10 protein-coding genes and 1 pseudogene are annotated in these 11,546 nt (G+C 61.8%); all 11 read right to left on the reverse strand.

The annotated features are described in order from the left end of the window. Positions 1 to 366: 366 nt before the first annotated feature. Complete coding sequence (locus tag F6X42_RS40205; RefSeq protein WP_187639372.1) at positions 367 to 1,911, reverse strand: amidase; 1,545 nt, start codon at positions 1,909 to 1,911, stop codon at positions 367 to 369. 37 nt (positions 1,912 to 1,948) lie between these two features. Beyond that, positions 1,949 to 2,344 (reverse strand): annotated as a pseudogene (locus F6X42_RS45450) (SDR family NAD(P)-dependent oxidoreductase). Next, positions 2,326 to 2,706 carry an SDR family NAD(P)-dependent oxidoreductase gene (locus F6X42_RS45455; protein WP_281394096.1) on the reverse strand — a complete coding sequence of 127 codons (381 nt, stop codon included), beginning with the start codon at positions 2,704 to 2,706 and terminating at the stop codon, positions 2,326 to 2,328. Before F6X42_RS45455 ends, F6X42_RS45450 begins: the two are co-directional and overlap by 19 nt. Positions 2,707 to 2,752: 46 nt before the next feature. Continuing rightward, entirely contained in the window at positions 2,753 to 3,403 is a 651-nt protein-coding gene (locus F6X42_RS40215; RefSeq protein WP_018421044.1) for an ANTAR domain-containing response regulator, read from the reverse strand. Position 3,404: 1 nt separating this feature from the next. Then, entirely contained in the window at positions 3,405 to 4,559 is a 1,155-nt protein-coding gene (locus tag F6X42_RS40220; protein ID WP_187639373.1) for a transporter substrate-binding domain-containing protein, read from the reverse strand. A gap of 79 nt (positions 4,560 to 4,638) precedes the next feature. Then, positions 4,639 to 5,625: an acetamidase/formamidase family protein gene (locus F6X42_RS40225; protein ID WP_018421042.1), complete on the reverse strand. Its 987-nt coding sequence runs from the start codon at positions 5,623 to 5,625 to the stop codon at positions 4,639 to 4,641. A gap of 13 nt (positions 5,626 to 5,638) precedes the next feature. After that, positions 5,639 to 6,346, reverse strand: coding sequence for an ABC transporter ATP-binding protein (locus tag F6X42_RS40230; RefSeq protein WP_187639374.1), 708 nt, complete (start codon positions 6,344 to 6,346; stop codon positions 5,639 to 5,641). Next, the gene (locus F6X42_RS40235) at positions 6,343 to 7,053 is read right to left on the reverse strand and encodes an ABC transporter ATP-binding protein (RefSeq protein WP_018421040.1); all 711 of its coding nucleotides are present in this window, start codon (positions 7,051 to 7,053) and stop codon (positions 6,343 to 6,345) included. The genes F6X42_RS40230 and F6X42_RS40235 overlap by 4 nt, the downstream gene beginning before the upstream one ends. Next, the gene (locus F6X42_RS40240; RefSeq protein ID WP_018421039.1) at positions 7,050 to 8,132 is read right to left on the reverse strand and encodes an ABC transporter permease subunit; all 1,083 of its coding nucleotides are present in this window, start codon (positions 8,130 to 8,132) and stop codon (positions 7,050 to 7,052) included. The genes F6X42_RS40235 and F6X42_RS40240 overlap by 4 nt, the downstream gene beginning before the upstream one ends. A gap of 9 nt (positions 8,133 to 8,141) precedes the next feature. Further along, positions 8,142 to 9,011: an ABC transporter permease subunit gene (locus tag F6X42_RS40245; protein WP_018421038.1), complete on the reverse strand. Its 870-nt coding sequence runs from the start codon at positions 9,009 to 9,011 to the stop codon at positions 8,142 to 8,144. 68 nt (positions 9,012 to 9,079) lie between these two features. Next, complete coding sequence (locus tag F6X42_RS40250; RefSeq protein ID WP_018421037.1) at positions 9,080 to 10,315, reverse strand: urea ABC transporter substrate-binding protein; 1,236 nt, start codon at positions 10,313 to 10,315, stop codon at positions 9,080 to 9,082. Positions 10,316 to 11,546: the final 1,231 nt, after the last annotated feature.

Raw genomic sequence — 11,546 nt, forward strand, 5'->3', positions numbered from 1 at the left:
GTTGCGCCTTCGTGATGTGTTGGGCTGTGATTTGACCTTCGGCTCGTCGCAGTCGACAAGCGGCAATCCGCACCGGGACAGGTTTCCTCAATTCCCAGTGGGTACGCGTTTTGACACAGTCTGGGCCGAACCCGGACCGATAGCTGAATTGAGAACCGCTTGCCGGCCCGCAGCGGATGATCGTCGCAAGTCGACCCTCTCCGGTCGTACACGGTTGTGCGAGGAGAGGCCGCTTACCCGCCATAGCGGCCGTCCAATTGCTTCAGGTAACCTGCCGACGGACTCAAGACTGAGCGAGCGAAGAACGTCAGGGTCGATTCTCAGGATCCTAACGTTCCCTGCAGAACTCTCGGGCCGGCACCCGAATCAATCGAGCATCGGCGCCGCCTTCTGGCGACCCGCGCCAATCTCGTATGCGTAGGCATATCCCAGCAGCGCCGCCTCGTCCCACTGCCGACCGACGAAGATCAGCCCGAACGGAGACCCCGACTTGTAATCGCCCGCTGGCACAGCAATGCCAGGCAATCCCGCGATATTGATTTCGCCGACCGTCGTCTCCTGAATGATGTCCTTGCCGTGAAGCGGAGGAAGCTCGCATCGCATCTGTGGAAAGACGAGTGCATCGAGTCGGTGCGTGCTCATCACCGTATCGAAGATACTCATATAACGCGCCTTCAGGTCGACGAACTCCGGCATCTCCGGCGGCAACGAAGGATCGGCCAACGCAGCCCGGAAGTCGGCGAGGCTAGGCAAATAGCGCAGTACGCCATCGGGCCCGAACACATTGTCGTCTTTAGTCGCTTCGGCGAATTCCGCGAACGTTTTGAGCGGCGCATGCTTGCCGAGCCGCTGCAGATATTTCTCGAGATCGTACGGAATGGATTCGAGTCCACGCGCATCGAAGTGTTCCAGTGGCGGCGTCGGCTTTCTTAGATCGGCGAAACCAGAGCCTTCGAACGGATCGTCGACCAGGACCGCGCCGAGACCGGCCAGCTCTTGCTTGACGCGCGCATACAGCACGGCTGCTTCATCGGAGAGCGGCTGCGCGCGCCATCCCGGGCCATATAAACCGATACGCTTGCCGTTCAACGCATCCGGTGACAGCGCCGACGTATAACCGCCTTCCGGCTGCCGGCCGACGCTCGCGAGCGTCTTCGGGTCCTCGCTCGAATAGCCTGCGAGCACGTCGAGGCAGAGCGCCGCATCGCGCACGTTGCGGGCAATCGGGCCCACTACATCGCGATTACCCGACAGCGGCACGACGCCCGCATTCGGCACCAGTCCGATAGTCGGCTTGATGCCGACGAGGCCCTGCGCCGAGGCTGGGTTCTGGATCGAGCCGCCCGTTTCTTCGGCGAGTCCGAGCACCGCCATGCCCGATGCAACCGCCGACGCCGTTCCCGCGCTGCTGCCTCCCGGCACGCGGTCGGGCATCGGCACGTTGATGGTCGGCCCAGCCCAGCTATCGTTCGCATGCGATCCGGTGTGGCTCAGGATGGGCACGTTGGTCTTGCCGAGCAGGACGGCGCCCGCGCGCCGCATGCGCGCGACGACCGGCGCATCGCGCTCGGGCATCAGGTCGACGCCGCCCTTCTTGCTGTAAAGCTTCGCCCATCCCGCCGTGGTCGGAAAGCCGACCATATCCATCGGATCCTTGATGACCACCGGCACGCCCGCGAGCGGCCCGAGCGCCTCACCGGCTGCGCGCCGTTCGTCGATCTTCCGCGCATCGCCGATCGCGTCTGAGTTCAGAAAGATCAGCGCGTTGAATTTTGCGTTGTCGCGCTCGATCCTGTCGAAGCAGGCGCGCGCCAGTTGCTCAGCCGTAAATGTCCCAGCTCGAAAACCCGCCTGCACGGCTTCGACCGTGAGCGTATCCAGATCGATGTCCATCGCACTGCCTTCTTCCATTCGATGCTCCTGTTGAGTTATCGGTACCTCAAAGCGCTCAAAGCTGGATGCCACGCGTGAGCGCGCCATCGACGACGAAGTTCGCCCCACTCACGAAGCTCGCCGCCGGACTCGCGATGAACGCCACTGCGTTGGTGATTTCCTGCGGCCGGCCCATGCGTCCGCTCGGCTTCAACGTAAGCGCACGCTCGAACAGCGCCGCGTCTTAATACTCGATCCAGTCCCACACGCTGCCTTCGAACTACACATTGCCGGGCGATACCGTATTCGCGCGGATGCCCTTCGATGCCAGCTGATTCGCCAGCCCCTGCATGTAGTGAACGAGGGCGGCCTTGAAGACCCGTACGGACCCGGGGCAAAATCGGTCTCGCGTCCCGACTCGCTCCCATATCGCGACGATCGAAGCGGCCCGGCTCACCTCGCGAAACGGCATGGCGGCATCGACGAGATTGACAGCAGATCCGTCTCGAACTCCTTGCGCCACGACTGGATGTCGTTGCCGATCGTGAGCGCGCTCACATTGGCCACGACGATATCGATCCCGTCCCATTCCGCACCGACGCCCCCGACCCAAGCCTTGAGCGCATCGCCGTCCGGCACATCGACGGCCGCACCCGACGCGCGTGCGCCGCTCAGCTCGGCCAGCGCGCTCGCGGTCGATTCGACAGCGGCTTGATCGCGCGCGCAGATGGCGACGTCGGCGCCCTCCGCGGCGAATGTCCGCGCAATCGCGAGTCCGATGCCCTTCGTGCCGTCGGTCACGATCGCCTTCAGACCTTTAAGTTGCAGGTCCATTTTTGTCGCTCCTGTGCGTGTCGATCAGAAAACGTAGCCTGTGCGCTCACTCTTTCTCGCGCCCTTCCCCGGATGTCATGCCGCGCGTGATCTGCAACACTTCGCCCGCTTGAATGACGGAATGGCAAATATCGTCGATGGTCACGCGCTTTTCCATCGCCTGAGCGCGCAGTATGTCGTACGCATCGCGCTCACTCACGCGATGCATGATCATTAGAATGTTTTTAGCTTCCTGCAGATGCCGGCTGTCGAGCAGCTTCTGTTCGAGCTTGGCGATACGCTGTGCATGCTGACGCGCACGCTTCGCGTGATACAGGGCCATTACCACGGTCGAAAGTAACCCCGATGCGCGGATCGGCGTCGTGATGATGCCGTCCGCTCCGAGTTTGATGGCCTGATCGATGAACGTCGGATTCTCGTGGGCCACCACGCAGATGACGGGCGGCGCATCGGGTCCCGACCACTCGCCGCTCGGCGTACGCTCCTCGGGCAAGAGCGCGCGAAACACCAGATCGACGCGCTCGGGCAAGGTGTCTATCGGCGGCCAGCATTGCTCGACATAAAAGCCCATGCGCCGCAGATGGTTGGCGAGCGTTTGCCCGTCGTCGTCGTCCGGATGGAAAACGACCACGCGCGCATTGCGCTCGAGGATCGAACTGGTGAGGCTCCGCTGGCCTCTGTCCGCACGCGCGCTCACGTCAATAGTCCCGCGTGCTCAACTTCGCGACCCGGTCCCCGAGCGTCTGGCGCGTCATGTACGGATCGGGGCCGACAGCGAACTTCGACTCGCGCAGGATGGTGAACTGGCCGTCCGCGTTTGCGCGGCCGATGCGCGGATAAAGCGCCATATGATGATTCACGGGATCGATGCGCACGCGGCCTTGCGGCGCGGTGAATTCCGAACCGAGCAAATGCGGCATGATTGTCGCGAGTTCGTCCGAGCCTGCGCGGGCGAATGCTTCCGCGAACATGTGCATCTGATAATACGCAGCCTCCCAGTTCATGTCGGTCGGCGTGTCGGCCTCATAAAGCGCCTGATGATGCGCGACCGCGCGATGGTTTTCTTCCGTGTCAATGCTTTGGAAATAAGGCGCGGCCGTGATGTGGCCCGCCGCGATGCCGCGCTCCATCGCACGAATCTCAGTCTCGGAGGTATTGAGACTGCCGATGGGCATTCTGGCTGGATCGAAGTCCGCGTGCGCGTAGGCATCGTAGAGATAAGGCACGGTATCGCCGATCACCGTGCAGAAAATCCAGTCCGGCGACTTGCGCCTGATGTCCGCGATGACCTGCGCGAACTTATCGCGCGGCGCGTCGAGCGGCAGATAGCGCTCGCCGAGAATCGCGCCTTCGGGATGCTGGAGCAGCAGTTCCTGCATCGTACGATTGCACTCGTACGGATAGACGTAGCTCGACCCGACGAAGTAGACCCGCGCGCCGAAGGTCTCCGTCATGAAGTCCGCGAGTTGCACGCCGTTCTGATTGGGCGACGCGCCGCTATAGATGATGTTGTCGGAGTACTCGAAGCCCTCGTACATCTGCGAGTAGATCAGCAGCCGGTTGTGCTTTTCGACGACAGGCAGCATCGCCTTGCGGCTGGTCGACGTATAGCCGCCGAAGATCGTGTTGACGCCGTCCTTCACGATCAACCGCTCGGCCAGCTCGCGAAACGAGGCCGGGTCGGAGCCGGGATCGTAATGAAGGGCGACGAGTTCGCGTCCGCCGATACCGCCGCGCGCATTGATCTCCTCGACGGCGAGGCACGCTCCGCGCCATTGAGACTGCTCGAGCAACGCGGTCGAACCGCTCGTCGAGCACAGCAAGCCCACTCGGATTGGATCGGACAAAGCCATTTCGTGACACGCTCTTTAATGCGCGCGGAGCGGCGCCCCGCGCTGAGGTCTTCGGTGCTTCGATTCGTCTGACTATGTTCTACTTGAGGTAGTGCTTGGCGACCATCGCGCCAACCGTATATTTTGGGTCGACGAAATTGCCGAGGCGAACCTTGCCGACCTGGCTCAGCATCATGTACGCGTCCCACTTGTCGAAGCCGTACTCGGCCGCCATCCACAACACGAGTTCGCGATAGGCGATCCGCGTCGCGTCCTCCAGCGGGCGTGCGCTGCCGATGCTCATGAGCGCGTCCTCATTCTCCAGCCGCGGCCAGGCGATCTGCCAGTTCTTGATCAGATCGAGGCGCACGGTCGTCGTGCTCTGATACTCCACGGCCGTGCCGCACACTTCGCCGTCGCCCTGACAGGCATGCGCATCGCCGATAAACAGGCGCCCGCCCGGCGAGCGGACCGGCAAATAGGTTATGCTGCCCGGCCCCATGTCCGGCACATCCATGTTGCCGCCGTGATTGTCGGGCGTGAGGGAATTGATCGAATCGATTTCGGGCGATAGGCTCAGCGTGCCGATATGTGGCTTGTACGGCAGCGTATTGCGTTTGCTCCAGTACACGTTCTCTTCGTCGATCTTGATCTTGCGTACGACTTCCGGCAACGGCTCGTTGAGCAATGCAGTGTAGTCGGTGCCCGTCAATGCGCCGAAGTTCGGTATCATGCAACAGAAGCCGTGCGGATCCTCGCCGCGCGGCGCCATCTTCTCGATGTACACCGCCACCACGTCGCCCTTTTCTGCACCCTCGATCATGATCGGTCCGTTCTGCGGATTGAGAAACGGCACTTGCAGCACCTGCGACGGCTTGTCGGTTTCCTCCTTGATCTTGCCCTCGAACGCATCGCGCGTTTCCACCACCACGCGATCGCCGGGTTTGACGTGCAGCACCGGCTGCGAATACGGCCCGATGGTGTAGTGATACGTCTGCTGCATCTCTTCGGTGAGATGGTGCTCCACCGGTTCCCGATCCGCGCCGACACCGCGCTTCATCATGATCGATTCTTCAAGCCATTTCATGTTCCGCTCTCCGTCACAGTGCCAGGTACTGGCGAATCAATTGCTCGTCCCCGAGTTGTGCAGGGCTCAATACATCGACGATACGGCCCTTGTCCATCACGCAGCAGCGTGTCGCGATCCGTTCGACCATGCCCATGTCCTGCTCGACGAGCACCACGCCGATGCCCGTCTCGCGCGCGATCTGCTGCAACGTCTCGCCGATCAGATCGACGATCGACGGCTGAATGCCTTCCGACGGTTCATCGAGCAGCAGCACCTTGGGCGCGCTGATGAGCGCGCGCGCAATCGCGAGTTGCTGCTGTTCGCCGCCGCTCATGGTTCCCGCTTTCTGCGTGTAGCGCTTCTTCAGGATGGGAAAGTAGCCGACGACTTTCTCTTTCATTTGCGCGGCCTGCGCGCGATTCGCCTGTGCGCCGACCCGAAGGTTCTCGGCGACCGTCAGCGCGCCGAAAATCTCGCGGCCCTGCGGCACGTATCCCATGCCTTTCTGCGCGCGAACGTACGGTTTCTCGTGGCCGATCGCAGCGCCGTCGAGTTTGATTTCACCAGCATCGAGCCTGATCAGTCCGATGAGCGCGCGCATCAGCGTCGTCTTGCCGACTCCGTTACGGCCGATCAGCGCCAGCACCTCGCCGCGCTCGATACCGATCGACACCCCGTTCAGCACGCGGCCGCCACCGTATCCCGCTTCTACGCCTGACACTTCGAGCAACGCGCTCATTTCTTCTTTCCCAAGTAGACCTCGGCGACATCGTCGCGGGCGAGGATTTCGTCGAGCGGGCCGTCCGCGAGAACACTCCCCCCGTGCAGCACCGTCACGCGCGAGGCGATCTGCTTGACGAACGTCATGTCGTGCTCGACGACCATCATCGTGAGACCGTCCGCTGACAGACGCTTGATGAGCTCACCCGTCGCGTGCGTTTCCTCGACCGACATGCCGGCCACGGGTTCATCGAGAAACAGCAGTTTGGGTCGCAGGGAGACGGCCATCGCGATCTCGAGCCATTGCTTCTTGCCGTGCGACAGATTGCGCGCGAGCACGCCATCCTCGCTCTCCAGCATGAAGCGCTGTAGCAGTTCGCCGAGGCTATCGGGGCGGTCGTCTTTCGCGCGATGCAGCGACAGTTGCAGATGCTGGCGCACGCTCAGGTCCGGAAACACGCCGGGAATCTGGAACTTGATGCTCATGCCCATGCGGATGCGCTCGTGAGGCAGCACATGGCTCATGTCCTGGCCGAGAAACATCACACTGCCTTCCGAGGGGCGATGCTCGCCCGTGATGAGCTTGAAGAACGTGCTCTTGCCCGCGCCGTTCGGCCCGATCACGCAGCGAATCTCACCCGCGTCGATGCTGAAGTCGATGCCGTTGATAACGTGGGCGCCGCCGAAATGCTTTGTGAGTCCGCGCGTTTCCAGGAGCGTGGTCATGACTTGCCCTCCTCTCGTTTGAGACCTGCGCCAACGGGGCGCGCGCCGTCGCCCGTGCGGCTGGAGAGACGTTTCAGCTGCCGCGTGACGAATGGCAGCAAGCCTTCGGGCGCGCCCAGCACGACGATCAGCAGGATCGCACCGAGCAGGATCAACGCGTACTGGCTGCCGTACACCGCGAGATTCTGCGAGAGCCAGACGAGCAGCGCGGTGCCGAGAATCGTTCCGCCGATGCTCTTCCTGCCCGAGGTCGCGACCCAAATGACCGGCATCGCGGCCGCGGTGAGGCCCATCGTCGAGGGGGTGATATATGAACCCCAGATCGTGTAAAGCGCCCCCGACAATCCGCCCAGCGTGCAACCCAGCACGAACACGAGTAGCTGATGACGACGGATGTCGACGCCGAGCATCTCGGCGCGTTGCGGGTTCTCGCGGATCGCGATGAGCGTGAGGCCGAAGGTGCCATCGAGCAGCCTGCGCATCACGACATAGACCACGATCAGCAGGATCACCACGAGATAATAGAAGCTCACGTTTTCCAGCGTGAGGGGTCCGTCCCGCCAAGGAATCGTGAGCGGCGCCATGCCGCCCATGCCGTTGTAGCCGTTCAGCCGCGCTTCACCGATCGCCCATTGCGGTCCCGCCGTCTGCGACATGAACGTTTCGAGCACAAGCGTCACCGAGAGCGTGACGATGCCGATGAACACGCCCTTGATGCGGCCGTAGAAAATCATATAGCCGATCAGCGTGGCGACCACGACGCTCACCACCAGGCCCACGCCGAGACCGAGCCAGGACTCGAACCACATGTCGCCGTAATTCAGAGTGAAGATGCCGTAGCTATAGCCCGACAGTCCAAAGAACGCGGTCTGTCCGAACGACAGGATGCCGCCGTAGCCCCACATCGCCGCGAGGCCGACCGCGCTGAATGCCCACAGCAGGCAGTACGCGAGGTTGCCACTGGTGTTCGCATCGACGATGAGCGGCAGGCACAGCGCCACGAGCCAGGGCATCGCACGCAGCGCGCGTGTCGAGGCGCTGGTGTGAGACGTCTTTGAAGGCATTTTCGCTTGCTTCACGTCTGCCTCCTAGCGCAAGCGGGTGAAGAGATTACCGAGGCCCTGCGGCATCAGCCGAATCACGACGATGACCGTCACGAGCAGCCCGATCTGCCCGAACAACTGGCCGTAAGATGCCGTGAGCGCCGTCTGGATGATGGCGAGCACGCCAGCGGCCGGCGTCGTTCCCGCAATCACGTTCGCCCCGCCGACGACCACCGAAACGAACGCCTGCACGATAAAGTTGCTGCCCATCGTCGGGACCGCCGTCATGGTCGGTGCGTAGAGCCCGCCTGTGAGACCTGCCAGCCCCGCGCCGAGCGCGAAGGTCAACGTATAGAGCCGGTCCGTGCGCAGCCCGAGGCATTGCGCAATATTCGGGTTCTGGATCGTCGCGCGCGCACAGACGCCGTAGTTCGTCTTGAAGAACATAAGGTAGAGGCCGAAAAGGATCGCCAGCGCGATGAGTGGCAGCACGGCGCGATAAGTCGAGAACGAATAATCGCCGAGCGAGAACGACCCGAACGGCGTGCCGATGCCTTCGATGGACGGTCCGGCGACGAGCAGCATCGTCTGCTGCACGATGAGGCTGATCGCCCATGTCGCCACGACAGAATCGAACACGCGGTCGTAAAGATGACGAATCACGAGTCTTTCGACGATCACGCCTGCGAGCGCCGCCGCGATCGCGCCGAGCAGCATCGCGAGCGGCAGCGGCACGCCGCGTTTGGCCGCGATGATGGTGACATACGCCCCGCACATGATGAACTCGCCATGCGCGAGATTGATGACGCCCATCATGCCGAAGATCACCGCGAGCCCGAGCGCCGCGAGCACCAGATAGGCGAAGTTGTCGCCGAACTGATAAACGAGCGAATAGAGAACCGATAAGGTGGCCATGCGCGCTCCACGTTCAGGAGGCCGGCGCGCGTGCGTGCCGTGTGTGTCGAACGCGCGCCGGCTTCGGATCAGGACTTCTTGGGCAGATTCGACGGCGTGTACTGACGATGGTCCGGCTTGTTCGGCAGATCGCAACCGACCTTGCCGAGCCAATACGGCTGCACGTCGTCCCAGACCTTCGGAATCTCGACGGAGTGGTCCTCCTTCACGTGCACGAGATAGATGGTGTGGCTCGCGTGGTGGCTCTTCGGATCGATACAGACCTTTCCTTGCTCACCTGTCGTGCAGATGTCGCCGCTTTCCAGCGCCTTGCGCACCGCATCCTGATTCGTCGACTTGGCCTTTTCCGCCGCGGCCTTGTAGAGATAGATGGCGTCGTAGGCGTTCGCCGCTTCCTGATTGATATACGGCTCGTTGGGGAACTTGGCATGGAAGCGCTTCTTGAAGTCGTTGCTCGCGGGCGAATCGACTTCTTCGACGTAGTTTGCCGTAACGTACATGTCCTTGAGCGCAGGCGGTTTGAAGCGCTTGTGCTCATACGCCTGACCGACGTTGACCGAACTCGCCATCGGCAGGTTCAGATGCGCCGATGCCTGTTGCTCGTAATACGACGCCTGATTCGCGCCGACCAGCAGCGTGACCACGAAGTCAGGCTTCGCCTTCTGGATGTTCTGGATCGTCTGGCCGAACTGCGATACGGAAAGCGGAATGAACTCCTCACCCGCCATCGTGCCGCCGTTCTCCTTCACGATGTTGCGCACCCACTCCGCCGAGATCTGCCCGAAGTTATAGTCGGCGGCGATGGTGTACACCTTCTTGCCGTATTTCTGCATCATCCACGGAATCAGCGTCGAGAACTGCTGCTCGGGCACCGCGCCGGTCACGAAGGTGTTCGTATCGCAGACGCCGCCTTCATACTGATTGTCATACCAGTAGAGCTGATGCGCGCGGTCCATGATCGGCCGGATAGCTTCGCGCGAGGCGCTGGAGAACGCGCCGAAAATCACGTCGGGCTTGTCGGTCTGGACGAGATGCCGCGCGAGTTCCTGAAACTTGGTGTTGTCCGACTGCGTATCGTAGGCGATCAGCGTCACCGGGCGTCCGAGGATGCCCCCCTTCGCGTTGATCTCATCGACCGCGAGCTGGGTGGCGTGGATCTTCGGAATCGTTGCCAGCGCGAAATTTCCCGAAGCATCCTCCAGCAAGCCGATTTTCACGGGATCGGCGGCGCTCGCGGCGAGCGAGGTCAGTGCAAGTCCTGCGGTGAGGGCGAGACGCATCCAGCCCGACGGCTTCAGCAACATGCGGGTTCTCCAGAAGTAGAAGTGAGCGCTAGAACAACAGGGGAAATTCGGAGAAAAAAAAACCCCTGGCGAACCATTGGTTCGCCAGGGGGCTTCTGTGCCGGGTCCTCGGGCGGACGTCTTTGTCGGGCCTCAAGGTATGGCCCAAGTCTAAGTCGCTGTATTTTTACTTGTCAACAGTGGTCAAAAATCGACGGGAGCATTGGATGCGGAGTTCGCCTCCTCCACGCCGCTCGTGAATCCACCCTCGGCGACCATCGTCTCGCGTCGAATCAGGAGAGCCCGGCGAATCGCCCGCAGTAATCCTCTCTCCGCGAAAGGCTGGGATCCGCTGCTTACTCCTTCGGACCGCTCCACATCGATTGATGGTTTCCGTTCAACTATCTGACGCGCGATCGCAACATCGCGTGTTGCTCGTAGCATTGGCGCTGAGTGGGTCGATCCGAAATCAGGCGACCATTGCTTACGGATCGGCACGAGCCATGCGCGCGCCGTATGGCCCCATGCGGGCGGCCCTGTCCGCGCCTTTGACTTGTCGGAAACGAAGCCCGTGCAACAACCATTTGCTCACGGCAACTGGCCGTAGCAGGCTTGCAAGCAGTCGACCAGGAAAACGACGTGAACGTCTCAAAGTGGCCGGACCCGGCCTGACGCGGCGGGCTCTGCTCGACCCGCTACTGCCTCTCGGTTGCTTTCCTAAAATGTCCCAACGTCGCGCCATACCGGTCGTTCACCCACGGTCCGCGCCACTTGCGAGATAAACGAAGGTCGTTGTGTCGCATTCGCGTATTTCAGGTGCTATCGAACGACGATTCTGCGAGTCTCCGATGAGCTAAATGCCGATTTACCGAGGTTCGCTCTGGTAGCGGTATGCATGCCCACAGGTTTTCTGTGAAGACGGGTGATCCCGAGCGCTTGCAGTGGCACGTCGCAGGCAGAGGGGCCTTTCAGAGGCCTCTGTGTCGACGTCGCGCGGGCTATCCACGGGGCTCAACACGAATGATGGATAACCGATCCGGTCACGTACGCGATGCATAGGCGGGGCTGTCGACGCATCGACGCCCCTCTCGTGGCACATCGAAGATGCAAGAAATGCGGGCCGCCGGAGGGTGTAAATAGCTTTGTGTAAACGGTCATTTGGCAGGAGACTGCCAGTAACAGGAGCGACGATGACCGTAGCGAAACGCAGCAAACGAGTGAAACCCGATCCTGAGCTCGTCAAGCTGGCCGA

Origin of the sequence: Paraburkholderia podalyriae (assembly GCF_014397785.1) — a bacterium.
Classification (GTDB): Bacteria; Pseudomonadota; Gammaproteobacteria; order Burkholderiales; family Burkholderiaceae; genus Paraburkholderia; species Paraburkholderia podalyriae.

What these genes read in the sequence shown, in the direction of transcription:
- F6X42_RS45455 (WP_281394096.1), bottom strand. Translation starts at nt 2,706, where the DNA reads ATGGACCTGCAACTTAAAGGTCTGAAGGCGATCGTGACCGACGGCACG.
- F6X42_RS40205 (WP_187639372.1), bottom strand. Translation starts at nt 1,911, where the DNA reads ATGGAAGAAGGCAGTGCGATGGACATCGATCTGGATACGCTCACGGTC.
- F6X42_RS40245 (WP_018421038.1), bottom strand. Translation starts at nt 9,011, where the DNA reads ATGGCCACCTTATCGGTTCTCTATTCGCTCGTTTATCAGTTCGGCGAC.
- F6X42_RS40230 (WP_187639374.1), bottom strand. Translation starts at nt 6,346, where the DNA reads ATGAGCGCGTTGCTCGAAGTGTCAGGCGTAGAAGCGGGATACGGTGGC.
- F6X42_RS40235 (WP_018421040.1), bottom strand. Translation starts at nt 7,053, where the DNA reads ATGACCACGCTCCTGGAAACGCGCGGACTCACAAAGCATTTCGGCGGC.
- F6X42_RS40220 (WP_187639373.1), bottom strand. Translation starts at nt 4,559, where the DNA reads ATGGCTTTGTCCGATCCAATCCGAGTGGGCTTGCTGTGCTCGACGAGC.
- F6X42_RS40225 (WP_018421042.1), bottom strand. Translation starts at nt 5,625, where the DNA reads ATGAAATGGCTTGAAGAATCGATCATGATGAAGCGCGGTGTCGGCGCG.
- F6X42_RS40250 (WP_018421037.1), bottom strand. Translation starts at nt 10,315, where the DNA reads ATGTTGCTGAAGCCGTCGGGCTGGATGCGTCTCGCCCTCACCGCAGGA.